Source organism: Novosphingobium piscinae, assembly GCF_014230355.1.
Lineage (GTDB): Bacteria > Pseudomonadota > Alphaproteobacteria > Sphingomonadales > Sphingomonadaceae > Novosphingobium > Novosphingobium piscinae.
The window spans coordinates 75,434-100,315 of the sequence record NZ_JACLAX010000011.1 but is presented as its reverse complement, the minus strand read 5'-3'; the positions used below and the strand labels follow the sequence as shown (position 1 = coordinate 100,315).

Genomic DNA, 24,882 nt, shown 5'->3' with positions numbered 1-24,882 from the left:
GCACGGCTGCGGGTGCCGTGCCAGCCGGTTCCGGAACGCACAGAAAGGGCGCCGCGGGATCCCGCGGCGCCCTTTTCGTATCGTCCGTCAGGCCGGGTGGCCGCGGTTCAGAGCCCCAGCGCGCCCGGGTTCATCAGGCCCTGCGGATCGAGCTCGGTCTTGAGCGCGCGCAGCAGACCGCGCGCCGCCGGGGCCAGGCGCTGCTGGTAGGGATAGGCGCGGCCGATCTGGAAATGTCCGGCGCCGTGCTGCTGCATCAGCGCGATCAGATCGCCCTTGAGCGTCTCGACGTAGGCGCGCGCGTCCTCGCTGGGCGGGAAGCTGCGGACCCCGGCGAGGTGGTCGGGGCCGAGCGTGGTTTCGTGATAGGCGCTGCGGCTGTCCGGCCAGTAGAGCGCGATCTCGTAAAGGAAGCCGACCTGCGCGGCGGGCGAGAACATCGTGCCGAGCCACACCCCGAGCCGGTCCATCTCGGCCTTGCGGGCTGCGATCAGCGCCTTGAACGCGGTGTCGAACGGCACGGCCTGATCATGGGCGAACACGCCATGGATCGGCACCCAGCGCTCGCCCCCCGGGCCGAGGATGTTGAACAGCGGGGCGAAGGGCAGCGAACGGACGAAGGCCGGCACGGTGTTGGCGATCTCGCGCCCGAGCCCGGCCAGGCTGCGGCGCAGGTGCCGGGCCTTGTGCGCCGCGTCGGCGGGATCGATGCCCTCGACGATGACGTGCATCATGTATTCGCCCGCTCGCATCGGGTTCTCCCCGGCCAGGGCCATCTTCATCACCTGGGCCACGCCCTTGAGCTTGTCGGGCGATTTGCGCAGCACTTCGGCGGCGATCTTGAGCCGCGCCCCCATGCCTTCCTGCCGGGCGATCTGGCCCTGCGACAGCGCCATGTCGAGCGCGAACCAGCTATCGTCCAGCCGTGCCAGCTGGGCGCGGCGCGCAGCGGCGTGGAAGTCGGCGAAGCGGTCGAAGGCGAAGCTCAGCGCTTCGGCGTGCGGCAGCACCGGCAGCAGCGGCAGCCGGATCGCCGCCTTGATCCCCAGTGCGCCGCAGTCTCCCGTGAACAGGCCGGTCAGGTCCGGGCCATAGAACCGCAGGGCCGTGGCGGCGCTGGTGGTCAGCAGCTCGCCCGAGGCCAGCACCACGTCGAGCGACAGCACGGACTGCGCCGAAATGCCGTGCGCGGAACTGCCGTGGCTGAGCGTGTTCTGGCTGACCGACCCGCCGACCGTGGCCGCCAGTCCCGAGAACGGGCCCCAGAACGGGGTCCGCAGGCCGCGCGCTTCGAGCGCGCGCTTGAGGTTGGCCCAGGTCACTCCCGCCCCGACGGTGACAACCGAATTGACCTCGTCGATCGTGATGCTGTCGAGCGCGCCGGTGTCGATCAGCACGTGCCCGCCCTCGGGCCGGATGTAGCCATCCGTATAGGACGCCCCGCCGCCGCGCGGCACCATCGCCACCCCCGCCGCGCCGCACAGCCGCACCGCCGCCTGCAGGTCGGCCACGGTGGTCGGGCGGATGGCGGCGAGGGGCAGGCCGCCGGTACGGTAGACGTCGGCGGCAAGGTAGGACAGGTGCGGCCCGCCTGCGGTCACGGCAGCATCGCCGAGGGCCACCTTGAGATCGGTGACGAGCGACTGCGGAGCGGCGAGCGTTGCCATGGGTGCCTCTTGCATTGGAGTTGCCCGTGCTTGCGGGCAGGCTGCGCGCATCACCATTATGGCGGCGTGCGCTATCCGGCCAGCGGTCAAATCCCGCGCCGCGCGCGCGATGGTGGCGGGCGCGGCCATGACTATCGTCTCAAGGGTACCAGCCGCCATGGCCGGATCGCATCCGGCGCGGTAGGCTGGACCCTCCAGTCTGGGAACACGTCCGATGGAACTCGATCGCCGCACTGCTCTGGCCGCCCTGGCTGCCGTTCCCGCTCTGGCCGCCGGGCCGGCCGTTGCCGCCGGGCGGACCCGGCGCCGCACCGCGCTGGATCTGGCCAGTCCGGCCGACCGCCTGCGCGCCTTCCGGCTGATGCGTGGCGGGCTGGACGAGGCGCTGGCGGTCTCCTGGGTCTCGGCCCGCTACTATGGCGTGGTCGAGGATCGGATGGACCCGCTGTTCGCGGTGGTCTCGGCGGTATTCTCGCGCAGCCGGTCGGTGGCCGATGGCGGGTTCGACATGGTCAGTTTCGAGCTGGCCTGGTTCACCGATCCGGACAGCGGCAAGGCGCTCGACACCTGGCGCAACCCCTACACCGGGCAGGAGGTCAAGGTGCCGAGCGGCGGGTTCAATCCCTCGCGCGTGCATTTCTCGCCGAACCTCGATTTCAGCCTGGCCAAGCCGATCCCGGGGCTGGAGATGGCGCACGAGGTGCTGCCCTTCGACGCCCGTGGCGACGACGTCTGGGTGACCGAGCGTTCGCGCACCGCGCTGACCTTTCCGGGCGCGCCGCGGCCGTTCCGCTATTCGGAGAGCAACACCTTCCACGCCAGTCGTGCGGCGCTGGAAGCGCCCGGGGCGACCCGCGTGACCAGCGCGGTCGCTTTCACCAACGTCTGTTCCTGGCGCCCGTGGATGGGCATGGGCGACCGGCCGGGGCATCTGACCGCCACCGGGATCGGGCGCCAGAACGCGGCGCGGGATTCGCTGCCGCCGGCCTGGGTCGAGGCGACCACCGCGCGCCGGCCCGAGGTGCTGCGCGATCCGGGCGCGATCCTCGCCCCGCTCTGGCCGGCCGGCTGAGGCCGGCGGCGCGGTCAGGCCGCGTCGAAATAGGCCGACAGCGCGGCGGCGATGCGGCCCGGCGCGACGTCGAAGATGTCGCGGTCGAGCCCGGGCAGTTCCTGCCAGGTGAGGTGGCGCAGCGAGCGGCTGGCCTCGCGCGATGCTTCGAGCAGGTCCTCGTGGCTCTGCAGGACCAGGACTGGCTGGGTGACCAGGGCCAGGCGCGCGAAGTCCCAGGCCCAGACCCCCTGGTAGGCCCAGGTGAAGCGGTGCAGCACGCGGGCCTTGTCGGCGAAGTTGAGCAGGGCCTTCTCGAGCGGCACCGCGGGATCGCGCTCGCCCACGACGTAGCGGTAGAGCCGTTCCAGCAGGGCGAGGATCACCGTGCCCGCCTCGTCCGGCGCGGGATGGTCGAGCGCGCTGCGCAGCCTCGCCGCGGCCTCGTCGGCCGGAAACAGGGGAATCCCGGTCATCGCCACGCGCCGGACCAGGTCCGGTCGCAGGATCGCCAGTTCGGCGCCCAGCAGGGTGCCGGTGTGGAACCCGTAGAGATCGACCGGACCGGCGAGCAGTCCGTCCCGCGCGAGCGCGTCCAGCCCCTCGGAAAAGGCGGCGGCATAGCCGGCCATGCCCGGTGGCGCCGGCGGCGGATCGCTCATCCCGTAGCCCGGCGTGTCGAACGCGATCACCCGGCGCTCCCCGGCCAGGGCGGCGATCAGCGGTTCGTACTCGAACCCGGAGGAGGGGTTCTGGTGCAGCAGGATCACCGGCGGGCGGGGTGAGCCGAGCGGCCCGGCGGCGCGGTAATGGAGCTGGCCCCAGCGGCAGCGCGTGTAGGCCCGCAGGATGGGCGGCTCGGGAAGCGAGGTCACCATGCCCCGACCATGGCGCGGCCGCGGCCGGGGTGGTGCGCGGCGGGCGGGCTATCCGCCTCCCGGACATCTGCGCGCCGCGGCGATACCAAAAAGGGGCGGCCAACGCAGAGCCGCCCCTTCCGGAGGTTCAGATGATCCGACGCGGTGGCGTCAGAACTTGACCCGCACCTGGATCCCCGCCGTGCGCTTGTCGGGCAGGTTGTAGAACAGCGCGGCGTTGTTCCGCACCCCGAACGGCTGGCCGACCGGATCGAACAGGGTGTTGTCGGTCAGGCTGTTGATCTTGGTGTCGTTGAACAGGTTGGTGACGAAACCTTCGATCGTGTAGTCGCCCAGCGTGACGCCGAGGCGGGTGTTGACCACGTTGCGCCCGGCGGTGCGGGTGGTGTTGGCATGGCCCGACCAGAAGCCCGACCGGTAGGACCAGTCGGTCCGCCAGAACCAGCGCGCATCGCCGCTGCCCAGGGCATGGCCGAACTGCACCGCGACGTTGGTCGACCACTTCGAGGTGAAGGGCATTTCCTTGCCGGCGAAGTTGAAGATGCCGGTCAGCTGGCTGAGCGGCACGCTCTTGAAGGCCTTGATGTTGGTGTCGGTGAAGGCCCCGGCAAGCTCGAAGGTGACCAGGTCGTTGGCGCGCCACAACAGGTCGGCCTCGAGGCCCTTCACGTCGACCGAACCGGAGTTCTGGAAGCCGCCGGTGAGGGTCGGGGTGGGGAGCGTCGGGACCGCGATGGTGACCGTGTTGATCTGGTTGCGCCACTGGGCATAGAACGCCGCGACGGTGTAGCGCAGTGCGCCGTTCATTGCCCGGCCCTTGAGGCCCAGTTCCCAGTTGGTGATCTTTTCCGGTTCCACCGCCAGGCCGACGCCGGCCTGCGCCGCGGCGGTCTGGACCGCCGCCGGCTGGTTGAGGATCGCCGCGTTGAACTGCGAGGGGTTCACGCCCTTGGCCCACGAGGCATAGACCATCGTGTCGGGATTGATGTCGTAGTTGACGATCAGGCGCGGGGTGAAGTTCTTGAAGGTGCGGCTGGCCAGCAGCGAGCTCGGGGCATAGCTGCCGACCGCGATCAGGTCGGGCACGGTGATGTTGATCGTGGTCGCCCCGTTGAACAGATAGAGCCGGTCAACCTGGTAGCGGCCCTCGGCGCTGAACGACAGGCCGTCGGCCATGTCATAGGTCAGACCGAAGAAGGCGCCGAGCGTCTTGTTCTGGGCGGTGCCCCCCGGAGGTTGGGTGAGAGCCGCGGTCAGCAGGGCCGTCGTGCCGCGCTGGGCGGCCCGGGTCTTGGCGTTGAGGTAGCTCACGCCAACGACGCCGCGCAGGCGGTCAGAGGTGTAGGCCAGGCGGCCTTCGATCGAATTGTCCATGTTGAGACGCTCGACCAGGAACGGGAAGTCGTAGAAGCCGCGCGGAGCGCTGGGCGGGATCACCGCCGCCGAGGCCTGGCCCACCCGGATCGAGCTCGAATCGAACCCGTCGAGGTCGATCATCGTGGTGACCTCTTCCCTGTTCCACCCGGCCAGGGCGGTGAAGGTCAGCGAGTCGGTCAGATCCACGTCGGCCGACAGGTGATAGTGCCGGAACTGGCGCAGCAGGCCATAGCCCTGGGTGCCGTCCTCCGGCGCGATCAGACGGTTGTCGGGCAGGGCCAGGAAGGCCTTGGTGATCGCATCGTTGGTGTAGTTGCCCGAGGGCGCGACCGAGGGCCGCGAGACCGTGCCGCAGATGTAGGGGTTGGTCACCGGCACGCCCAGCGACTGGCCATTGGCGCCCAGCACGCCGCGCGTATCGCCGGTGAACGAGCAGTTGGCCGAGCCCGGGATCAGCACCTGACCGGCGCCGTTGCGCACGTCGGTGATGGTGATGCGGCCGGTGGCCGTCGGGCCGTCCTTGTCGCGCGAGGCCATGGCGAAGGCCTTGACCGTGAGGCCCGAAGTCGGCTGGAACACCGCCAGCGCCGTGCCCGAGATGGTCGACTGGTTGCCCAGCCGCTGGCCATCGGCGGAGTTCACCCAGCTGCCGTCGCGGCGGAAGTAGTCGCCGGTCAGGCGCAGCTTGAGCACGTCCTTGACCAGGGCCCCTTCCACGTCGCCGTGCAGGCGGACGTTGTTGAACGTCCCGGCCATGCTCGAGACCGAGCCGGAGAAGTCGTTACCGGGGATCTTGTTGACCACGTTGATCGCGCCGGCGAAGGTGTTGCGGCCATAAAACGCGCTCTGCGGGCCCTTGAGGATTTCGATCCGCTCGGGGCTGCTGATCGCGGTGAAAGCCGAAGGCGAGGCGATCGGCACGCCATCGATGAACAGCGAGGTGGTCGTGGAGTTCGGCGTGGCCGAGGCGAAACCGCGCAGCACGATCTGCTGGAAGCCGCGGTCGGCGCGACCCGACGCGTTGTCGTTGATGTTGATGCCAGGGGTTGACGCGGCCAGGTTCTGCATCGTCGTGATGCCCTTGATGTCCAGCGTCTCGGCGGTGACGGCGGTGACGGTCACCGGGGTCTTGAGGATGTTCTCGCTGCTCTTGCGGGCGGTGACGACGATAGTGCCTTCTTCCAGGACAGCTTCGTTCTCCGCAGCCTCGGCCGCGATGGCGGGCGCTGCGAGCGCGGTGGCGATGGCGATCGCGGCCAGCGAGCTGGCGGCGCGGCTCAGAAATGCCGTCGTGTTCATGAGATCCCTGTGTCCCTTGTTGTCGCTCCCCGCGGCGACGTCCCCATTGTCGTGGCGGTCCGGCAGATGGATGCCGGGCGCCTCCCTGCGCATCGTACCGCTGCTGCGCTGCGGCCGCCTCCCGGGGAGGGAGCGGCCGAGACGCACGGCCTTGATGCTGCGCTGGGTATCCTTTGGCCGTGTCGACACGGCAATTCGAACAGTTGCCCTATCCGCACTCCGGATAGGTTGCGGGTCGCGCGGGAGGCTGGCCAACCCGCCGCGGCACCCGGGGCCGCTCAACCGGGCGGGGTCTGGGTGGCCAGATAGTCCATGATATCGTTGTGCGGCTTGCTCCAGTTCCGCCACTCGAAGATGTCCGGGGTCTTGGCTTCGAATGACTTGCGCGCCGCTGCCGGCAACTGGTCGAGCGTGGCCAGCTTGGCGCCATGCGCCTTGCCCCAGGTCCGTCCGGGCCGTCCCGCCATGGCCATCCACGGCTGCCACGAGGCCAGGTTCTGGAACTGGAGGAAGGCCGGGGCGCTGCCCAGGTCCTCGTTGAACGCGTCCTCGGCCTTGGCGGCATAGGTGGCGTGGCTTTCCCAGAAGATGGTCCGGCCCGAGGACAGCTTTGGCCAGGTTTCGGGATTGGCCGGGTTGGGGAACGCGGCGCTGGCGGCGGTCGGGACGAAGACCATGCCGCCCAGCTCCTCCATCCGCAGCGTCTTGGGCGCCAGGTCGGCGCCGCGCGTGACCACGCCATCCGGCCCGATCGTCACGCTGAAGGGCCCGCCGCGGAAATGCCACACCTTGCGCCGTTCGCCGGTCAGGGGGTTGTCCCAGGTGTCGAGCGGTTCGTCGGTATCGAACCGGCAGTAGACCCCGGATTCGAGGGTGCGATTGGCATAGGTGCCATCGGGCAGCGGGCTCCATTGCCCGATCTGCAGATTGTTGAGGGTGAAGAACGGGATCAGATTGCCGTCCCCCGTGAAGCCGTAGATGTTCAGCCGGAAGAAGGCGAAAGTCGTCTCGGCGTGGCATGAGCCGATGATCCGGGCGCGCACCCGCGCCCGGTTGGCCGGATCGGCCAGATCCCGGTTGAGCCGCCGGGTGCCGGCCGCGGCCGGCGCTGCCAGCAGTGCCGCGCCGGCCAGCGCGGGGGTGCCGGCGATCACGGTGCGGCGAGAGATCGGGTTGGGCATCGCAGGGTCTCCTCGGGCCGGGCCGGGGCCATCGACCGCCCCGCGCGGCAGCCTATGGCCGGGGTGCGGGCCGGGAACGCGTCTGCCCGGCCTATCCACTGGGCGGATATCCCGCGGGGCGGGCTCGCCGCCGCCGGCCCGGGCCGCGACCCTGCGGCCATGGCGTCCGACCCCCTCGACAATGGCTTTGCCGAAGCCGTCGCCATCGTGGCCGACGTCGACGCCAGCACCGCGCGGCTCTGCGCCGCCACGGGGTTCGCGCGCCGCGGACCCGGCGGGGCGGTCCCGGCGGGGGCGCTGGCCCTGCTCGGACTGGACGAAGGCACCGGCGGACGCGAGGTGCTGCTGGGACACCCCGACAGCGCGCGCGGCGCGATCCGCCTGATCCAGCTGGACGGTCCCACCGCACCGCGCCTGCGCGACGGGGCCCAGGCCTGGGACAGCGGCGGTATCTTCGACATCAACCTGCGCGCGCTGCCCTCGATCGAGGCGCTGCATGCCCGGTTCGCGGCGCAGGGCTTCCTCGCCCGCGCGCCGATCACCGACTGGGACTTCGGCCCGCTGGCCGTGCGCGAGGTGGTTGAGGACGATGCCGATGGTCTCGCCATCGCCCTGATGGAGCGTGTCCGCCCGCCGCTGGCCGGCTACGAGGGCCTGCGCGGTCCGGCCTCATGGGTGTTCAACTCGACCCAGGTGGTAGCCGATTTCGATCTGGCCCGGCGCTTCTACACGAAGACGCTCGGCTGGCAGGTGGTGCAGGAGACCGAAGGCATGGCAGCCCAGCCCGGGGGGCGCAACTGCATGGGCCTGCCGCTCGGGCTCGCCGCCGACCTGCCGATGCGGATCGGCATCTATCACCCCGCCGGGCGGATGGAGGGCTCGGTCGAGATCATCGCTTTCGGCTGCCCGACGCTCGACTTTGCCGACCGCGCCCCGCCGCTGCGCGGCTGGGCCGCGCTGCGTTTCCCGGTGCGCGATCTGGCGGCCGTGCTGCGCCGGCTGGACGGGCAGCGGGTGATCGGCCCGGTGGCCTTCGACTGCGCGCCCCATGGCCGGGTCCAGGCCGCGGCGGTGGTCACGCCGTGGGGCGCGCGGCTCGAGTTCCTGCAGGCGGGCTAGCGGGGGAGCCCGCCAGGGGGCCGCCGTCCGGTCAGGCCCCCAGTCCGGCGAGAAAGGCGATCACCTCGGCCTCGCTGACCACGTCGGCATACTTCGCGTTCATGTCGAACAGGTTGGCCTCGTGCGGGGCGGCGTGCCGGTCGCCGCAGGCCTCGGCGACGACCGCGGTGCGGAAGCCGTGGCTCATCGCATCGACGCAGGTGGCGCGGACGCAGCCCGAGGTGGTCAGCCCGGTCAGGATCACGCTGTCGATCCCGGCCGCGGTCAGGGTCGAGGCCAGCGAGGTTCCGAAGAACGCGCTGGGATACTGCTTGGACACGACCAGCTCGTCCGCCGCGGGCTCCAGCCCCGGTCCCCAGGCGCCCATCGCGCTGCCGCGCACGAAGTTGCGCAGCGGCAGGGCCTTCTCGAAGAAGCGCCCGCCGTCGATCCCGCTCGGATGGTAGACCACGTTGGTCAGCACCACCGGCACCCCGGCCGCGCGCGCCGCGGCCCGGACCCGCAGCGCGGCGCCGAGCGCGTCCTCGACCCCGGCGTGGAGCGGGTTGCCGGGCTCGAAATAGGCCTGGCAGAAGTCGATCAGGAGCAGCGCCGGGCGCTGCCCGAAGCCGACGCGATTGTCGTAGGCCCGCTTGTAGTTCGCCAGGAGTTCGTCGTCGCTGCTCATTGCGGGGTCCTCAGACGTGGAGCCAGGGCTGCGTGCGGCGCTGCCAGGCTTCGAAGGCGGCGATATCGGCGCCATGGGTGTTGATGACCTGGTCGGTCTCGTCCCAGCCGTTCAGCAGGGCCAGCCGCCGCTCGCGCGGGATGGCGAAGGGGATCGGGTCCTCGCCGGTGACGGTCAGCGTCTGCGCCGCCAGATCGACGGTGAAGGCCAGCCCCGCCTCGGCCCGGTCCATCAGGGCGGTTACCACTTCGCGGCCCAGCAGGATCGGGACGATGCCGTTGCGCAGGCAGTTGCCGTGGAAGATCTCGCCGAACCCGGGGGCGATCACCGCGCGCACGCCCAGCCCGTGCAGGGCCCAGACCGCCTGCTCGCGGCTCGAGCCCGAGCCGAAATTGGCCCCCGCCACCAGGACCGGCGCCGCGCGGAAGCGCGGATCGTTGTAGACGAAGCCCGCGATTGCCTGCCCGTCGCCAGCGAAGCGGCGGTCGTGGAAGGCATAGCGGCCCAGCCCCTCGCGCGCGGTGATCAGCAGGAAGCGGGCGGGAAAGATGATGTCGGTGTCGATGTTGTCCTCGCGCAGCGCGGCGGCGCGACCATGGACGGTGGTGAACGGCTCGGCCGGCATTACACGAACTCCCGCACGTCGGCCAGGCGCCCGGCGATCGCGGCGGCGGCGGCCATGGCCGGGCTCATCAGGTGGGTCCGCCCGCCGGGCCCCTGGCGGCCCTCGAAATTGCGGTTCGACGTGCTGGCGCAGCGCTGGCCCGGAGCCAGGCGATCGTCGTTCATCGCCACGCACAGCGAACAGCCGGCATGGCGCCAGGAGAAGCCGGCCGCGGTGAAGATCCGGTCGAGCCCCTCGGCCTCGGCCTGGGCCCGCGTCGCCGCCGAGCCCGGCACCACCAGCGCGGTCACCCCGGGCGCGACGCGCCGGCCCATCGCGATCGCCGCCGCGGCGCGCAGGTCCTCGATCCGGCCATTGGTGCACGAGCCGATGAACACCGTGTCGATCGCCACCGAATCGAGCCGCTGCCCGGGGACCAGGCCCATGTAGGCAAGGGCCTTTTCGGCCTCGCGCCGGGCCACCGGATCGGCGATTGCGGCGGGATCGGGCACGGTGCGGTCGATCGGCAGGGTCTGGTCCGGGCTGGTGCCCCAGCTGACCTGGGGCGCGATGGTGCCGACATCGAGCGTGACGACGCGGTCGTAGCGCGCGCCGGGATCGCTCGGCAGGGTCCGCCAGTAGGCCACCGCCGCGTCCCACAGCTCGCCCCTGGGGGCGAGGCGCCGGCCCTCGAGATAGGCGAAGGTGCGCGCGTCGGGTGCCACCATGCCGATCCGGCTGCCCGCCTCGATCGTCATGTTGCACAGGGTCATGCGCTCGGACATGGCCATGCCGCTGACCACCTCGCCGGTGTACTCCACCGCATGGCCGACCGCACCGTTGGCCCCGATCCGGGCGATCAGCGCCAGCGCCATGTCCTTGGCATCGATCAGCGGGTGGCGCTTGCCGACCAGCTCGACCTGCATCGTCGCGGCGCGCTGCTGGGGCAGGCACTGCGCCGCCATGATCGTGCCCTGCTCGCTCGCCCCGACGCCGAAGGCCAGCGCGCCGAAGGCGCCGTGGGTGGTGGTGTGGCTGTCGCCGCAGGCGATCGTCGTGCCCGGCAGGGTAAAGCCGGTCTCCGGTCCGATCACGTGGACGATGCCCTGCTCGGGGCCGTCCAGCCGGGCATAGGGCACGGCGAACTCGGCCACGTTGGCCTCCAGTTCGGCCACCTGCGAGCGCGCCAGCGGATCGGCGATCTCGCCCCCGCGCTCACGGGTGGGGACGGCATGGTCGGCCACGCCGAGGTGCGTTTCGGGGCGCCGCAGCCGCCGCCCGCTGGCGCGCAGCGCCACGAAGGCCTGGGGGCTCGACACCTCGTGGACGATGTGCCGGTCGATGTAGAGCAGGGCCGAGCCGTCGGGGCGGTTGGCGACGACGTGGCTGTCCCACAGCTTTTCATACAGCGTGCGCGGTCGGCCGGCACCGGACGGGAGGGGGCGGGTGATCATGGTGCTCTATTTGGCTTAATCTTAGAACAAATGCTAGGGCTTCAGCGCGGCGGCGGGGACGCCGGCCTCGAGATAGGCGGCCAGCAGCTGGGCGAAGCGGTCGGGCACCTCGAGCGGCGGGTAATGTCCGACATCGGGCATCATCACCTTGGAAATGCGGGCATTGGCCAGGTAGCGGGTGATGGCGTTGAGCGCGGATTCGGGCAGCAGGGGATCGCCGGTGCCCCAGATCAGGAACGTCGGCACGGTCACCTTGGCCATCTCGATCGTCGCCTGTTTGCCATCGCCGATCCGGGCGATCAGCGCGATCAGGTTCTTTTCCGGCTCGCGGCGCGCAAAGTCGTAGTATTCGCGGCGCGTCCGGGCCGGGATGCGGGCCGGGTCGCCGGCGAAGTAGCTGAGGAACTGGTCCCAGAAGTCCTGGTCGCGGAAGCCGGTGGCCTTGACCCGCGCCTGCGCCGCGATGAACGCCGGGGTCAGCACCAGGTGGCTGGTATCGACCGGATCGGACGGGGTATTCGACAGCACCAGCCGCTCGACCAGGTCGGGCCGCCGCGCTGCCAGGTACATGCCCATGGTCCCGCCGCTCGACACCCCGACGAACGAGACCCGCCGGATCCCCAGCCGGTCAAGCAGGCCGATCGGCAGGTCGGTCGGCACCATGGCCTTGGCCGCAGCATCGGTCGTGCCCTGCGACAGGCCATACCCCGGCATGTCGAAGCGCACGATGCGGTAGCGCCGCTTGAGCAGGACGGCGATGCGGTCCCAGGTCTTCAGGCTTGATTCGGACCCGTGGACCATCAGCAGCACCGGGGCGCCGCGCGGTCCCTCGTCCTTGTAGTGGATCGACAGCCCGCCGATCTCCGCGAACCGGCTCTGGCCGTCGCGGTAGCGCGCCCGCAACTGGGCGAGCGTCAGGTAGGGGTGGGCGGCCGGGGCCGCCGGTCCGGCGGTCGCTCCCGCCGCCGCGGTCTGCGCGCTGGCCGGGGCACCCGCCAGCAACAGGACCCCCAGCGCCATGGCCGCGATGCGGTGGGCGGACGATGGGGCGGTCAAGGATGCGGGCATGGGCAACGGTTCCCCGGCTTGGAAGGGCGCTCGGCGGGGCCAGACTACCGGGCGCCGAGGGCCCTATCCGGACGCGGCCCGATACTATCCGCCTAGTGGTGACCGGTCAGTGGCTTGATCGACAGTTGCGGCCCGCTTGTAGGACCATTGCAGTGATGTAGCATGGCCCTCTCATAGGGCGCTTGAGTGGGATTGGCACGGTTATGGGGATCGACAGGCGGGGCTTCACCCTCGGTGCCGCGGGGCTCGGCCTGACCGCCCTGGCCGGAGCCGGTACCGCCGCCGGAGCGGCCAGGCCAGCCCGCTCGGTCAAGCCCGCGCCGGGCCCGGCCGTGCCGGGGCGCCCGGACGTGGTGGTGCTCGGCGCCGGAGTGTCGGGTCTGCAGGCCGCCTGGCTGCTCGAGCAGCAGGGTCTGCGCGTCACCGTGCTGGAAGGCCGCACCCGCGTCGGCGGCCGGGTGATGACCCTGCTCGACGAACCCGGCTATCCCGAGATGGGCTTCAATTCCATGGCCGAGGGCTATGGCCGCGGCATCGATGCCGCCAGCCGCGCCGGGGTGGAACTGCAGGAGGTCGGCGCGCGCTACCGGATGGGTCCGCCGCCCGGACTGTGGATCAACGGCCAGCCGCTGACCCGCGAGGAATGGGCCCGTTTCCCCGGCAATCCCTTCCCGGCCGCGCTCAAGGCGGTGATGCCGGCCGAGCTGGTCGGGCGGCTGGTGGCCGAGCGCACCCGGCTCAAGGACTGGACCGCCTGGACCGATCCCGCCCAGGCCGGGCTCGACATCTCGCTGCACGATTTCCTGCGCGAACAGGGTCTGTCCGACGCGGCGATCCGCCTCGCCTACGATGTCTCGCCCTACTACGGGACCAGCGCCTACGACGTCTCGGCGCTGATGATGGAGTACAACGACGGCTTCGTGAAGGCGCAGTTCGCGGCCGGACCCAAGTCGCTGGCGGTGAAGGGGGGCAACCTCCACCTGCCGCAGGGCATGGCGCGTCTGCTCAAGGGCGATGTCATCCTGGGCAAGGAGGTCACCGCGATCGAGGCCGGCGCGACCGGCTGCGTGGTGACCTGCCGCGACGGCTCGCGCTTCGAGGCCGGGCGCGTGGTCTGCTCCTTGCCGTTCTCCACGCTGCGCTTCGTCTCGATCCTGCCCGGCCTTGCGGGCGCCCAGGCCCGGGCCGTCGCGACCCTGCCCTACCAGCCGCTGTCGATCGCCTTCATCACCGCCGCGGCGCCGTTCTGGGAGGAGGACAAGCTGGCCCCCGGCATGTGGACCGACGGGCTGACCGGGACCGTGATCCCCCAGCGCTATGGCGCCACCCCCGAGGAGATCACCGGCTTCCAGGTCCAGGCGCGCGGCGCGCTGGCCAACTACTGGGACCGGCTGGGCCGCGACGGCGCGCTGCGGATGATTGTTGCCGGGCTCGAGGCGATGCGCCCGGCGGCGCGTGGCAAGCTCGTGCCACGGGCCTATTTCTCGTGGAGCCAGGAGGCGTTCAATGGCGGCGACTGGGCCTATTTCGGCCCCGGTCACGTGCGCGACTTCGCCACCACCATGAGCCTGCCGGCCGGCCGCCTGCATTTCTGCGGCGAACACACCGCGACCGGCGCGCGCGGCCTCGAGGGCGCGCTGGAAAGCGCCGAGCGGGCCGCGCTCGAAGTTCTCGGCGCCTGACCGGCGCCGCCACCCAACCTGCCGAGTGGAGCACCATGGACTACGATTACGTTCCCCTTCCTGCCCGCCAGCCGCTGGTCTGGCCGAATGGCGCCCGGGTGGCCCTGATCCTGACCTTCAATCTCGAGACCTGGGACCTCACCAAGGACACCGACAAGCCCTACTATGCGGGCGGGCCGGCGATCCTGCCTGACGTCCTGCCCGGCAACGTCCCGGACTTCCCCAACTTCACCTGGCGCGAATATGGCCAGCGGGTGGGCATCTGGCGGCTGTTCGACCTGTTCGACGAGCTTGGGGTGAAGGCCTCTTGCACCACCAACGCGGTGACCTTCGAGCGGCGCAAGGCGATGACCGATGCCGTGCTCGAGCGCGGCTGGGAGCTGCTCACCCACAACTGGGAACAGGGCGAGCTGCTCTCCTCCTTCGCGCACGATCCGGCCCGCGAGCGCGAGATCATCCTTGCCAGCCTGCGCCAGTTCGAGACCTATACCGGGCGCAGGTCGAAGGGGTGGCTGTCGAGCTCGCTGCGCGGGACGATGCAGACTGCCGACATCCTCGCCGAGCAGGGCTGCACCTTCTACTGCGACATCATGAACGATGATCAGCCCTATCTGCTGCGGACCCCCAACGGGCCGATCGTTTCGGTGCCCTATTCCAACGAGATCAACGACTTCACCTTCATCACCCGCAAGAACTTCACCACTGACCAGTTCCGCGACGCGCTGATCGAGGAGCTCGACGTGCTCTATGCGGAAGGGGCCAGGACCGGGCGGATCATGAACGTCGGGCTGCACCCCCACGTCTCGGGCCGGGCCCACCGGGTCCGCGCCCTGCGCGAGTTCATCGAACATGCCAAGGCGCTCCCCGGGGTATGGTGGGCCACCCGCGAGGAGATCGCCGAGTGGTATCTGGCCAACCACGAAAGCCATATCCCCGGACAACTGGAGCCGCGCTGAGATGAGCCGGCCCGAGACCGTCCTCATCGTCGGCGGCGGCATCGCCGGGATGACCGCCAGCGCCGCGCTGGCGCAGCAGGGTTTCAAGGTGACGCTGCTCGAAGCCGCGCCGGCCTTCGGCGAGATCGGGGCAGGGCTCACCCTGACCCCCAACGCGATGAAGGGGCTGGACTTCATCGGCATCTGCGAGGCGGCGACGGCGGTCGGGGTCGAACCGACCCGCCAGCGGATCCAGCACTGGCGCGATGGCCGGACGCTGATCGCCTTCGACCGGTCGACCCAGCGCGCGACCTATGGCGCGCCCTACATCACGGTGCATCGCGCCGATCTCCACGCGGTGATGACCGCCGCGGCGGAGCGCGCCGGGGTGACCATGATCGCCGGCGCCAATGTCATCGACAGCGCCGGCACCACGGTGACCTGCGCCGATGGACGGACCTTCTCGGCCGACGTGCTGGTCGGGGCCGACGGTGTGAAGAGCGTGATCCGCCGCCGGTTCGAGGCGACCGCGCCGCATTTCACCGGGCACGTCGCCTGGCGTTGTCTCGTGCCGGTCACGCCGGAGATCCAGGATCTGTCCGACTTTCCCGGCGTGATCATCGGCCCGGGCGCCATGCTCAACCGTTACAACGTGCGCGGCTCGCAGATCATGAACTTCGTGTTCTTCGCCCGGCAGGAGGGCTGGAACGAGGAGGGGTGGACCACCCCGGCCGATCCGGCCGAGCTCCAGGCAATCTATGGCCACTGGTGCGACGACGCGCAGCGGATGCTGGCGGCGGCGGTGCGCCAGCCCCTGTTCAAATGGGCGATCAACGCACGCGAGCCCTTGGCCAGCTGGGTGCTCGACGACAGCGTGACCTTGCTCGGCGATGCAGCCCACGCGATGACCCCGTTTCTCGGCCATGGCGCTGCCTGCGGGATCGAGGACGCGGTGGTCCTGGCCCGGGCGCTGGCCGCCTCTGCTTCGGCCGGCGAGGGCCTGGCGCGCTACCAGGCCGCCCGGCACGCACGGGCGACCTTCATCCAGCGCGAGAGCAATGCCAATGCCGACCGGATGCAGGGTCAGGACACGGACCTGTTCGGACTGGAAGGAACCAAGGATGAGGAATCGCTCGGCCTGTTCACCTACGATCCGCGGACGGTGACGGTATGATTGCGCCCACGCCCTTCGACGGACACGCCATCGCCGCCGAGACGGCAGCCTTCCTGGCGCAGCCCCACCGCTTGCTGATCGGGGGCGAGTGGGTCGATGGCAGCGGCGAACTGGCCACGCTCGACCCGGCCACCGGGCTCGAGCTGGCGCGGTTTCACACCGGCGGGGCGGCCGAGATCGACCGGGCGGTGCGAGCCGCCCATGCGGCTTTCGCCGGTCCCTGGCGCCGCATGACCGTGGCCGATCGCACCGCCATCCTGCACCGGCTGGCCCGGATCATGGAGCGCCATGCGACGCTACTCACCGAACTGGACATCGTCGACAACGGCATGCCCGGGTTCATCGCCCGGCTGACCACGGCCAACTGCGTCGAGATGGTCGATTACTATGCCGGGGCGGTGATGCGCATCGCCGGCAAGACCATTGCCCCGCCCCGGCACATCGCCGCCGAGACCGAGGCGCTGACCTACACGCTGCGCGAACCGGTTGGCGTCGCCGGGCTGATCGTGCCGTGGAACGTGCCGCTCTCCACGGCGATCCTCAAGCTGGCCCCGGCGCTGGCCGCCGGTTGCACCGTGGTGGTGAAGCCGAGCGAGGAAACCCCGCTGTCGGTCCTCGCGCTCGGCCAGATGATCCTCGAGGCGGGCTTCCCCGCCGGGGTGGTCAACATCGTCAACGGGCTCGGGGCCGAGGCGGGGCAGGCGCTGGCCGAACATCCCCTGGTCGACAAGATCTCGTTCACCGGCTCCACCGCGACCGGGCGCAAGATCGTGATGGCCGCGCTGGGCAATCTCAAGAAGGTCGGGCTCGAGCTGGGCGGAAAAAGCCCGGTCATGGTCATGCCCGATGCCGATCTCGCTCAGGCGGTGCCAGGAGTCGCCCTGGCGACCTTCTTCCTCCAGGGCCAGAACTGCATGGCCGGGACGCGGATCTTCGCCCATGCCGCGATCCACGATCAGCTGGTCGAGGGCCTCGCCGGGTTTGCCGCAAGCATGACGCTGGGCCACGGGCTCGATCCGGCCACGCTGCAGGGGCCGCTGATCTCGGCGGCGCACACGGCCAAGGTGATGGGCCACATCGCCGGGGCCCAGGCCTCGGGAGCGACACTGGTCGCCGGCGGCGCGCGGCTCGACCGGCCCGGGAACTTCGTGCAACCGACGATCTTCACCGGATGCGACAATGCCATGCCGGTGATGCGCCAGGAGATCTTCGGCCCGGTCATGGCGATCCAGCGGGTCGAGACCACCGACCTCGACGAACTCGCCGCCCTCGCCAACGATACCCCCTATGGCCTGTCGGGCTCGGTCTGGACCCAGGATCTCTCGATCGCCCATCGCCTCGCGGCGCGGATCCGCTCGGGCCATGTGTCGGTCAATTGCCACGGCGCGGTCGGCACCAACATCCCGTTCGGCGGCTACGCCCAGTCGGGCTGGGGTCGCGAGTTCGGCGAGGAGGGGCTCGACGCCTACCTCGAGACCAAGGCGGTGACGGCGCGGTTGTAGTTCCGCTGTGGGGCGGGCTGCCGCGCGCGGCCTTCGACAGGCTCAGGCTGAGCGGGCCTGGGTGAAAACGGGTGAAGGCCAACGCGCTTCCCGTTGGTCTGCCAATCCTCACCTCCGCTCAGGCTGAGCCTGTCGAAGCCCACGCGCGGCGGTCGGGCCAGGTCCGGACCGAGCGGACCTCCCCTCAGGCGTTGCCCATCGGGACCGGGTTGGACAGGTCGTGGCTGATCGCCGCGGCCGTTGCCTTGAGATCCTCGAGATAGAGTTCGAGGGCGTTCGACAGCTTCATCGCGGCGACAAAGAAGACCATGGTCATCGCCGCCTCGAACCGGCCATTCTTGAAGATCGGCACGGCAATCGACGAGGTCTTGCCCGGGGTCAGGTTGAAGTGGTTGCGCCCCTGCGCGGCATAGCCCTCGGCGCGGATCCGCTCGACGTTGAGACTGACCTCGGCGGTGGCGAGATAGTTGAGGTCGATCTCCTGCGAGACCCGGATGAAGCGCAGGATCATCTCGCGCTCCTCGTCGTCGGCGAAGGCCATCGAGACCTTGCCCGAGGCGCTGTCGAGGATCGGCAGGGTGAAGCCGGGATAGTAATGCTCGAAGGTGAGCGACGAATTGGCGTGGGTGCTGTCGCGCAGCATCATCTCGCGGCCGACGCGGATTGCGATCGACACCGGCCAGCCGACCCGCTTGGTCAGGGCGACGATGTGCGGACGGGCGACGTGGACCAGTTCGTCGTCATGCTGGAATCCCGTGGCCAGGGTCTGGACCAGGGCGGTCGCGCGGTAGCGCTTGCGGGCCGGTTCCTGTTCGATCAGGCCTTCATAGAGCAGCGTCTGCACGATCCGGCAGGCCGTGGGGTAGGGCACCTGGCTGGCCTTGGCGATTTCCATCATCGACAGCGAGCCATGGCGATTGATCGCCTTGAGCGCGGCGATCGACCGCGTGATCGAGCGAATCGGAACTCCCTTTTCCATGTGCAACTCCCCGCATGCCGCTGACAGCACGAAGAGTGACAAAGGAATGACGTTTGCCCGAATTAATCAAGGCAATATCCGCCAGGCGGATAAATTAGCTCACCAGTCGGGAACGATCACCTGGCGGATCGCCTTGCCCTCGGCCAGCCGGTCCATCAGCTCGTTGATGTCCTCCAGCGCGCCGACCGAAGAGAGCAGGCGTTCGACCGGCAGGCGCCCGGCGCGCCACAGCGCGATGTAGCGCGGAATGTCGCGGCTGGGGATCGACGAGCCCATGTAGCTGCCCATCAGGGTCTTGCCCTCGGCCACCAGCGACAGCGCGTTGATCGACAGCTGCTCCGCCGGATTGGGCAGGCCGACCGTGACCACCCGTCCGCCGCGGCGGGCGGCGGCATAGGCCCGGGCCAGGACGGCGGACTTGCCGACCGTCTCGATCACCACGTCGCTGCCCAGCGCGGCGGCATCGTCCTCGGGCGCCAGGGCCGAGGCGGCACCGAGTTCGAGCGCGAGCGCCCGCTTTTCGGGGGCCGGATCGATCGCGTGGACCGGCTGCGCGCCCGAGGCCAGGGCACCGAGCAGGGCGGCGAGCCCGACCCCGCCCAGGCCATAGACCGTCACGCTCTCACCCGGCCGCACCCGCGCGGTGTTCATCACGGCCCCCACCCCGGTGAGCACCGCGCAACCGAACAGCGCCGCGGTTTCGGGCGGGATATCGGCATCGACCTTCACCAGCGAGCGGCGGTCGACCACGGCCTGGGTGGCGAAGGCCGAGACGCCGAGATGGTGATGCACCGCGTGGTCGCCTTGCGCGGTGCGGCAGGTCAGCCGCGAGCCGCCGCGGATCAGTTCGCCCCGCCCGTTGGCGGCGGCGGCGGCGGCGCAGAGGTAGCCTTCGCCCGAGAGGCATTGCGGACACTGTCCGCAGCTGGGCAGGAACACGAGCACGACGCGATCCCCCACGGCGAGTCCGGGCTCGTCCGGATCGCCCAGCGCGAGGACCGTGCCGGCGGCCTCGTGGCCCAGCGCCATCGGCATCGGGCGGGGACGGTCGCCGTTGATCACCGAGAGGTCGGAGTGGCAGATCCCGGCGGCGTCGATCCGCACCAGCACTTCGCCCGGGCGTGGATCGGCCAGGTCGAGCGTGGTGATCGCCAGCGGCGCGCTCGCGCCGTAGGGGCGGGCGTGGTCTCCGCTGCGCGCCAGCACGGCGGCGGCGATGCGGCGCTCGGTCATGTGTCGTCCTCTCCCTTGCGGCCGGCCCGCGCTACTTGGCGAGCGCCCACTTCTTCTCGAACTCCCACACCTCGGGGAAGCCGATCAGGTGGCAGAACTCGGTGAAGTCGAACAGGCCGTCGGGCTGGCCGATCCCCTGCTGCTTGAGGTCGAGCAGGGCCTTCTCCATCGCCGCCGCGGCCGCCAGCGAGGTGAGGCTGGGATAGATCGCATAGGCATAGCCGATCTCGGCCAGCACCGCCGCCGGCGGCACCGGCGTCTTGCCGTGGTTCGACATGTTGGCCATGCACGGCCGGTCAAGCACGCTGCAGGCCTTGCGCATTTCCTCCTCGGAATGGAGTGCCTCGGGGAACAGGACATCGGCGCCCGCCTTGGCATAGGCCTCCATCCGCCGCAGCGCGCCGTCCAGCCCTTCGCTCTCGCGCGCGTCGGTGCGGGCGATGATCACGAAGTCCTCGCTGCTCCGGGCGTCGACCGCGACGCGGATCTTCTCCACCATGTCTTCGGCCGGGATCAGCCGCTTGTACGGGGTGTGTCCGCACTTCTTGGGGAACTCCTGGTCCTCGAGCTGGATCGCGGTCACCCCGCTCGCCTCGTAGCCCTTCACGGTGTGATGGACATTGAGCAGCCCGCCATAGCCGGTGTCGCCATCGGCGATCACCGCGGCATTGCTGGTCCGCGCCAGGGTTTCCATGCGGTTGCGCATCTCGGTATAGGTGGCGATCCCGGCATCGGGCAGCCCCCAGGCCGAGGCGGTCAGCCAGTAGCCCGTGCCGTAAACGATATCGAAGCCGACCTTGTTGGCGATCACCGCGGCGATCATGTCCTGGATGCCCGGGACGACGAAGAACGTCCCGGCCTGCAGTTTCTCGCGAAAGATGGGGTTCGCCATGCGCTACTCCGCGGCCTCGGCCTGATGGGTCCACTGCGGCCGGCGCGGGGCGGGCAGGCCGGTTTCGGCCAGGCAGTTGGCGCGCAGTGTATCGATATCCGGCCCGAAGTCGAACACGGCGATCGGGCCGCGCTCGGCCCGCATCCGCTCGCGCAGCGCCGTGGTGGCGGCGGCGTCGACCGCGCCCTCGGCGGTCAGGACCACGCCATAGCGCAGCGCGCCCTGCGCGGTGACCAGACCCTGTGCCAGCTCTTTCGCCAGCAGCGCGGGATCACGCTCGAGCGGATCGCCCCAGCCGCCGCCGCCCCAGGTGATGAAGTGCAGGCGGTCGCCCGGCTCGACCGGGTAGTCCTCGATCTTGTTGCCGACGACGATCTCGGTGCCGTCGGCCTTGATCAGTACCTTGCGCGCGCGGGCCCCCGGCAGACCGCCGTTGACCCCCCAGGGCGGGACGAACCAGCGATCGTCATGGATCGCGATGACCCCGGGCTCGAGGAAGCGGTAGACCATGTCGATCCCGTTGCCGCCACGGTGCAGTCCGGCCCCGCCACTGTCGGGGACGGTCTCGTAGCGTTCGATCACCAGCGGGAAGTACCGCTCGAGGAACTCGTTGGGCACGTTGGTGAAGCCGGGGAACAGCGAGTGGCCGTCAGGCCCGTCGCCCAGCGGCCGGCCGGGGATCCCGCCGAAGCCGATCTGGAACAGCTGGAACCATTTTCCGGTCTTGTCGGTGCCGGCGTAGAACAGGTGCGGCGAGGACGAGAAGCCCGCGGCGTTGAGGAACTCCGGGGTCTTCTGGCCGAGCAGCCCGCCGAGGATGTCGAACAGGCGGCCGAGGACGTGGGTGCGCCCCGACAGCGCAGCGGGGAACCGCGGCTTGAGCAGCGAGCCTTCGGGAATGCGCACGTGGATCAGGTCGTAGTAGCCGTCGTTGAACAGGATCTGCGGGTCGAAGACCATGATCATGTAGATCCCGAAGAACATGCGCATCATGTTTTCGTTCAGGAACATGTTGATCGAGGCCGAGCTCTGCGGATCGGTCCCGGCGAAGTCCAGCACCACGCGGCCGTTCTCGCGCCACATTGTGCACTTGATCTTGTAGGGGCCGAAGCCCTTGCCGTCATCGCAGATGTAGTCCTCGAAGCTCACCGGCTCCTCGCCGATCGAGCTTTCGATCAGGTGCTTCATCGCGCGGTGGTTGCGCTCGAGCAGCAGGTCGGTGGCCGAGACGAACACGTCGTCGCCGAACCGCTCGGCCATCTCGACCACGCGGCGCGCGGCCACCCGGCACGAGGCGATCAGCGCATTGAGATCGGCCTTGCACCAGTCCGGGGTGCGGACCTGGTGCATCACCAGCTTCATCAGGTCCTCGTTGTATTCGCCCTTCTTCCAGATCTTGACCGGCGGGATGCGCACCCCCTCCTGGAAGATCGTGGTGGCGTTGATCGGCATCGATCCCGGGACCATCCCGCCGATGTCGCTCTGGTGCCCGAACATCGAGGTGTAGGCGATCAGGCGGCCGTCCTTGAACACGGGCAGCAGCACCAGCCAGTCGTTCGAATGGCTGATCGCCCCGCCGACCGAGTAGGGATCGGACAGGAAGATCATGTCGCCATCCTCGACCGTGCCCTCATAGCCGTCGAGGAAGGGGCCGATGTACGAGCCGAACTGGCCGACGATCATCTTGCCGGAGTGGTCGGCGATCAGCGGGAAGGCGTCGCCCTGTTCGCGGATGCCGGGCGACATCGCGGTGCGCACCAGGGTGGCGTCCATCTCGATGCGGGCATTGCGCAGCGCGTTCTCGATGATGTCGAGCGTGACCGGGTCGACTGGGACGGTGGCAAAGGGCGTTTCGTTGGCCTGGATGATCCGTGCGGGCATGGGCTGGGCTCCTTCAGGCGAGATGGATCAGGATGTTGCCGACATGGTCGACGGTGCCGACGCAGTCGGCTTCGATCAGCGTGGTCGAGTCCATCTCGACGACGATGGCGGGACCGGGGATGACATCGCCGCAGCGCAACCGGGCGCGATCGTAGATCACCGCCGGCTTCATCTGCCCGTCCACCCACAGGCTGTGGTCACGGATCTTGGCCCGCGCGGGATCCCCGTCCCCCTTCTCCAGCGGCGGTGCCGGCAGCTCGAGCGCCGGACCCATCGCCACGGCGCGCAGGTTGACCAGCTCATGGGCCGAATCCATGTTGAAGGTGAACAGGCGCAGGTGCTCGGCATCGAAGCGGTCGGTCACGCCCTTGAGCCCGTCGCGCCGCAGTGTTTCGGCGTCGATCGCCAGCGGCACCTCGAAGGCCTGCCCCTCGTAGCGGATGTCGAGCTCGAACAGGCTGGTCACGTCGGCGTCGGCGATCCCTTCCGCGGTCAGCTCGGCGCGGGTCTGCGCGGCCATCTCGTCGAGGATCGCCTGGACCACCGCCTCGTCGGTGTCCTGCACGCGCTGGGAGAAGCTGCGCGCGGTTTCGGTGCGCATGCGGGTGGTGGCATCGCCCAGCGCGCAGAGCACGCCCGGCGAGACCGGCGAGACCGCGGGCCACGAGCCCATCAGCCGCGCCACGGCATTGACGTGGAGCGGCCCCGCCCCGCCGAAGCCCATCAGCGCGAAGTCGCGCGGATCGTAGCCCTGCTGCACCGAGATCATCCGCAGCGCGCCGAACATGTTCTCGTTGACGATGTCGATGATCCCGCGCGCCGCGGCCATCAGGTCGATGCCCAGGGCATCGGCGATGGTCTGCACCGCCCGCTTCGCCCCCTCGCGGTCGAGCTGGAAGGTGCCGCCCAGCAGGTTCTCGGGCAGGTAGCCCAGCACCACGTTGGCGTCGGTCACGGTCGGCAGGGTGCCGCCCTTGCCATAGGCCACCGGCCCCGGCACCGCGCCGGCCGACTGCGGCCCCACGCGCAGGGCCTTGGTCAGTTCCGGCACATAGGCGATCGAGCCGCCGCCGGCGCCCACGGTCTTCACGTCGAGCGCCGAGGCGCGGACCTTGAGGTGGCCCACCTCGGTCTCGCGCTGGCGGCGCGCCTCGAGGTTCTCGATCAGCGCGACGTCGGTGGAGGTCCCGCCGACGTCGAGCGTGAGGATGTTTTTCAGCCCGGCGTTGCGCCCGACCCAGATCGCCCCGGTCACGCCGCCCGCTGGACCCGACATCAGCAGCGACACCGGATGCTCCTCGGACTTCTCCGAGCTCATCAGGCCGCCGTCCGAGCGCAGCAGCGACAGCGAGCCCGCCATGCCGGCGCCCCGCAGCCGGTCGCGCAGGTTGCGCACGTACTTGCCCACCACCGGGCGGACCGCGGCATTGGCCACCGTGGTCAGGGTGCGTTCGTACTCCTGCATCTCGGGCAGGACCTCGTGGCTGAGCGAGACCGGGATATCCGGCATGATCTCGGCCGCAATTTCGCCCACCCGGGTCTCGTGCGCCCCGTTCAGATAGGCGTTGACCAGGCTGACGGTGAGCGCCTCGATCCCGCTGTCGCGGAGGCGGATCAGCGATGTCCGGATCTGGGCCTCGTCCAGGTCGGCCAGGATCTCGCCGCGGGCGTCGATCCGGCCGGTGATCTCGCAGGTGTCCTCGAGCGCGGCGAGCGGCGTCGGCTTGGGCCAGACGATCCAACCGGCGAGGCCGCCCGGCACGAAGGACCGGGCGATCTGCATCACCTGGCGATAGCCATCGGTGGTGACCAGCCCGACCCGGGCACCCTTGCCCTCGAGCACGGCATTGGTTGCCACGGTCGTGCCGTGCAGGAAGAATTCAACCTGCTCCGGGGTGATCCCCGCCTCGGCCGTGATCGCGCGCACGCCGTTCAGGATGCCCTCCGAGCTGTCATGCGGCGTGGACGGGGTCTTGTGCCGCCAGAAGGCGCCGGAGCGCTGATCGAACAGCAAGAGATCGGTGAAGGTGCCGCCAACGTCGACTCCCAGGCGATAGGTCATGGCTTCCCCATTGGCTGCACCGGAGATGGCAGGGTCGCTTGCGACGGACTGCCAGCCGGCTGGACTGAAATGATATATACATATGACAATACGGCGAACCGCAAGCCCCTTCGCTAACCGGTGATGCGGCCGCTGCCGCAGTTTCGGACAGACTTATCCGCCCTGCGAATTTTCGGT

The 24,882-nt window shown here is 69.9% G+C and carries 19 protein-coding genes; 6 read left to right on the top strand and 13 right to left on the bottom strand.

What is annotated here, in order from left to right:
- Positions 1–107: 107 nt before the first annotated feature.
- Positions 108–1,667: an FAD-binding oxidoreductase gene (locus H7F53_RS12050; RefSeq protein ID WP_185679738.1), complete on the bottom strand. Its 1,560-nt coding sequence runs from the start codon at positions 1,665–1,667 to the stop codon at positions 108–110.
- A 214-nt stretch (positions 1,668–1,881) separates the two neighbouring features.
- Between H7F53_RS12050 and H7F53_RS12045 the strand changes: the two genes are divergently transcribed.
- Positions 1,882–2,739 (top strand): DUF1838 family protein, encoded by an 858-nt coding sequence (locus tag H7F53_RS12045; protein WP_185679737.1) that lies wholly within the window; start codon positions 1,882–1,884, stop codon positions 2,737–2,739.
- Between the two features lie 14 nt (positions 2,740–2,753).
- Here H7F53_RS12045 and H7F53_RS12040 read toward each other — a convergent pair whose 3' ends face one another.
- The 3 genes from H7F53_RS12040 to H7F53_RS12030 form a co-directional block, all read right to left on the bottom strand.
- Positions 2,754–3,596, bottom strand: a complete 843-nt coding sequence (locus tag H7F53_RS12040) for an alpha/beta fold hydrolase (protein WP_185679736.1) — start codon at positions 3,594–3,596, stop codon at positions 2,754–2,756.
- 150 nt (positions 3,597–3,746) lie between these two features.
- On the bottom strand, positions 3,747–6,272 hold the full coding sequence (locus H7F53_RS12035; RefSeq protein ID WP_185679735.1) for a TonB-dependent receptor: 2,526 nt from the start codon (positions 6,270–6,272) through the stop codon (positions 3,747–3,749).
- A gap of 278 nt (positions 6,273–6,550) precedes the next feature.
- Positions 6,551–7,453, bottom strand: a complete 903-nt coding sequence (locus H7F53_RS12030; RefSeq protein ID WP_185679734.1) for a DUF1838 family protein — start codon at positions 7,451–7,453, stop codon at positions 6,551–6,553.
- Between the two features lie 159 nt (positions 7,454–7,612).
- On the opposite strand from H7F53_RS12030, the gene H7F53_RS12025 reads away from it, so the two are divergent.
- On the top strand, positions 7,613–8,572 hold the full coding sequence (locus tag H7F53_RS12025; RefSeq protein WP_185679733.1) for a VOC family protein: 960 nt from the start codon (positions 7,613–7,615) through the stop codon (positions 8,570–8,572).
- A 31-nt stretch (positions 8,573–8,603) separates the two neighbouring features.
- Here the strand turns inward: H7F53_RS12025 and H7F53_RS12020 are convergent, their stop codons facing one another.
- The 4 genes from H7F53_RS12020 to H7F53_RS12005 are packed head-to-tail and all read right to left on the bottom strand — an operon-like array spanning position 8,604 to position 12,365.
- Complete coding sequence (locus tag H7F53_RS12020; RefSeq protein WP_185679732.1) at positions 8,604–9,239, bottom strand: isochorismatase family protein; 636 nt, start codon at positions 9,237–9,239, stop codon at positions 8,604–8,606.
- Positions 9,240–9,249: 10 nt separating this feature from the next.
- Positions 9,250–9,864, bottom strand: a complete 615-nt coding sequence (gene leuD, locus H7F53_RS12015) for a 3-isopropylmalate dehydratase small subunit (RefSeq protein ID WP_185679731.1) — start codon at positions 9,862–9,864, stop codon at positions 9,250–9,252.
- A complete protein-coding gene (gene leuC / locus H7F53_RS12010) occupies positions 9,864–11,297 on the bottom strand; it encodes a 3-isopropylmalate dehydratase large subunit (RefSeq protein ID WP_185679730.1) in 1,434 nt (477 codons plus the stop codon). Before leuC ends, leuD begins: the two co-directional genes overlap by 1 nt.
- A gap of 33 nt (positions 11,298–11,330) precedes the next feature.
- Entirely contained in the window at positions 11,331–12,365 is a 1,035-nt protein-coding gene (locus H7F53_RS12005) for an alpha/beta fold hydrolase (protein WP_246438864.1), read from the bottom strand.
- Between the two features lie 182 nt (positions 12,366–12,547).
- Here H7F53_RS12005 and H7F53_RS12000 point away from each other — a divergent pair, with 182 nt between their 5' ends.
- From H7F53_RS12000 to H7F53_RS11985, 4 genes are read left to right on the top strand one after another with little or no spacing between them, the layout of a single operon-like run.
- Entirely contained in the window at positions 12,548–14,047 is a 1,500-nt protein-coding gene (locus H7F53_RS12000; protein WP_246438863.1) for a flavin monoamine oxidase family protein, read from the top strand.
- Between the two features lie 35 nt (positions 14,048–14,082).
- On the top strand, positions 14,083–15,003 hold the full coding sequence (locus H7F53_RS11995; protein WP_185679729.1) for a polysaccharide deacetylase family protein: 921 nt from the start codon (positions 14,083–14,085) through the stop codon (positions 15,001–15,003).
- Between the two features lies 1 nt (position 15,004).
- Positions 15,005–16,156: an FAD-dependent monooxygenase gene (locus tag H7F53_RS11990; RefSeq protein WP_185679728.1), complete on the top strand. Its 1,152-nt coding sequence runs from the start codon at positions 15,005–15,007 to the stop codon at positions 16,154–16,156.
- A complete protein-coding gene (locus H7F53_RS11985; RefSeq protein ID WP_185679727.1) occupies positions 16,153–17,658 on the top strand; it encodes an aldehyde dehydrogenase family protein in 1,506 nt (501 codons plus the stop codon). Before H7F53_RS11990 ends, H7F53_RS11985 begins: the two co-directional genes overlap by 4 nt.
- Positions 17,659–17,842: 184 nt before the next feature.
- Here H7F53_RS11985 and H7F53_RS11980 read toward each other — a convergent pair whose 3' ends face one another.
- From H7F53_RS11980 to H7F53_RS11960, 5 genes are all read right to left on the bottom strand, one after another.
- On the bottom strand, positions 17,843–18,637 hold the full coding sequence (locus tag H7F53_RS11980; protein ID WP_185679726.1) for an IclR family transcriptional regulator domain-containing protein: 795 nt from the start codon (positions 18,635–18,637) through the stop codon (positions 17,843–17,845).
- Positions 18,638–18,736: 99 nt separating this feature from the next.
- Positions 18,737–19,870 carry an alcohol dehydrogenase catalytic domain-containing protein gene (locus H7F53_RS11975; RefSeq protein WP_185679725.1) on the bottom strand — a complete coding sequence of 378 codons (1,134 nt, stop codon included), beginning with the start codon at positions 19,868–19,870 and terminating at the stop codon, positions 18,737–18,739.
- 31 nt (positions 19,871–19,901) lie between these two features.
- Positions 19,902–20,762, bottom strand: a complete 861-nt coding sequence (locus H7F53_RS11970) for an isocitrate lyase/PEP mutase family protein (protein ID WP_185679724.1) — start codon at positions 20,760–20,762, stop codon at positions 19,902–19,904.
- A 3-nt stretch (positions 20,763–20,765) separates the two neighbouring features.
- Complete coding sequence (locus H7F53_RS11965) at positions 20,766–22,643, bottom strand: hydantoinase B/oxoprolinase family protein (protein WP_185679723.1); 1,878 nt, start codon at positions 22,641–22,643, stop codon at positions 20,766–20,768.
- Positions 22,644–22,656: 13 nt separating this feature from the next.
- The gene (locus H7F53_RS11960) at positions 22,657–24,705 is read right to left on the bottom strand and encodes a hydantoinase/oxoprolinase family protein (protein WP_185679722.1); all 2,049 of its coding nucleotides are present in this window, start codon (positions 24,703–24,705) and stop codon (positions 22,657–22,659) included.
- Positions 24,706–24,882: the final 177 nt, after the last annotated feature.

What these genes read in the sequence shown, in the direction of transcription:
- H7F53_RS12050 (WP_185679738.1), bottom strand. Translation starts at nt 1,667, where the DNA reads ATGGCAACGCTCGCCGCTCCGCAGTCGCTCGTCACCGATCTCAAGGTG.
- H7F53_RS12045 (WP_185679737.1), top strand. Translation starts at nt 1,882, where the DNA reads ATGGAACTCGATCGCCGCACTGCTCTGGCCGCCCTGGCTGCCGTTCCC.
- H7F53_RS12040 (WP_185679736.1), bottom strand. Translation starts at nt 3,596, where the DNA reads ATGGTGACCTCGCTTCCCGAGCCGCCCATCCTGCGGGCCTACACGCGC.
- H7F53_RS12035 (WP_185679735.1), bottom strand. Translation starts at nt 6,272, where the DNA reads ATGAACACGACGGCATTTCTGAGCCGCGCCGCCAGCTCGCTGGCCGCG.
- H7F53_RS12030 (WP_185679734.1), bottom strand. Translation starts at nt 7,453, where the DNA reads ATGCCCAACCCGATCTCTCGCCGCACCGTGATCGCCGGCACCCCCGCG.
- H7F53_RS12025 (WP_185679733.1), top strand. Translation starts at nt 7,613, where the DNA reads ATGGCGTCCGACCCCCTCGACAATGGCTTTGCCGAAGCCGTCGCCATC.
- H7F53_RS12020 (WP_185679732.1), bottom strand. Translation starts at nt 9,239, where the DNA reads ATGAGCAGCGACGACGAACTCCTGGCGAACTACAAGCGGGCCTACGAC.
- leuD (WP_185679731.1), bottom strand. Translation starts at nt 9,864, where the DNA reads ATGCCGGCCGAGCCGTTCACCACCGTCCATGGTCGCGCCGCCGCGCTG.
- leuC (WP_185679730.1), bottom strand. Translation starts at nt 11,297, where the DNA reads ATGATCACCCGCCCCCTCCCGTCCGGTGCCGGCCGACCGCGCACGCTG.
- H7F53_RS12005 (WP_246438864.1), bottom strand. Translation starts at nt 12,365, where the DNA reads ATGCCCGCATCCTTGACCGCCCCATCGTCCGCCCACCGCATCGCGGCC.
- H7F53_RS11995 (WP_185679729.1), top strand. Translation starts at nt 14,083, where the DNA reads ATGGACTACGATTACGTTCCCCTTCCTGCCCGCCAGCCGCTGGTCTGG.
- H7F53_RS11990 (WP_185679728.1), top strand. Translation starts at nt 15,005, where the DNA reads ATGAGCCGGCCCGAGACCGTCCTCATCGTCGGCGGCGGCATCGCCGGG.
- H7F53_RS11985 (WP_185679727.1), top strand. Translation starts at nt 16,153, where the DNA reads ATGATTGCGCCCACGCCCTTCGACGGACACGCCATCGCCGCCGAGACG.
- H7F53_RS11980 (WP_185679726.1), bottom strand. Translation starts at nt 18,637, where the DNA reads ATGGAAAAGGGAGTTCCGATTCGCTCGATCACGCGGTCGATCGCCGCG.
- H7F53_RS11975 (WP_185679725.1), bottom strand. Translation starts at nt 19,870, where the DNA reads ATGACCGAGCGCCGCATCGCCGCCGCCGTGCTGGCGCGCAGCGGAGAC.
- H7F53_RS11970 (WP_185679724.1), bottom strand. Translation starts at nt 20,762, where the DNA reads ATGGCGAACCCCATCTTTCGCGAGAAACTGCAGGCCGGGACGTTCTTC.
- H7F53_RS11965 (WP_185679723.1), bottom strand. Translation starts at nt 22,643, where the DNA reads ATGCCCGCACGGATCATCCAGGCCAACGAAACGCCCTTTGCCACCGTC.
- H7F53_RS11960 (WP_185679722.1), bottom strand. Translation starts at nt 24,705, where the DNA reads ATGACCTATCGCCTGGGAGTCGACGTTGGCGGCACCTTCACCGATCTC.